Source organism: Bacillus cereus group sp. N8 (assembly GCF_016483685.1).
Classification (GTDB): domain Bacteria; phylum Bacillota; class Bacilli; order Bacillales; family Bacillaceae_G; genus Bacillus_A; species Bacillus_A proteolyticus.
In genome coordinates, this window is the sequence record NZ_JAEHBK010000230.1 from 1 (window position 1) to 236 (window position 236).

The following is a 236-nucleotide window of genomic DNA, read 5'->3' on the forward strand; positions in this document are numbered from 1 at the left end:
CCAATAAATGCACCGCGTTCACCAAACGATGGCTTATGCTTTAACCCCGGATGCAAGCCAAGCTCAGATTCGAACTCATCATTTTCATATACAGCATGTGCATAAATGCTTTGAATGTGGCCAGAACGTATAGCTAAATCAATCATCCCATTGTAGCCGATAATAAACCTGTATCTTATACACAACTCCGAGCCCACGCGACTACGGCGAATCGAGTAATCGGACTTCAGAGTCAA

1 protein-coding gene is annotated in these 236 nt (G+C 44.1%); it reads right to left on the reverse strand.

What is annotated here, in order from left to right; all coding sequences use genetic code 11:
• Nucleotides 1-236 (reverse strand): recombinase RecT (locus JDS80_RS31105; protein ID WP_199640844.1); only part of this gene is annotated, 236 nt, incomplete at both ends.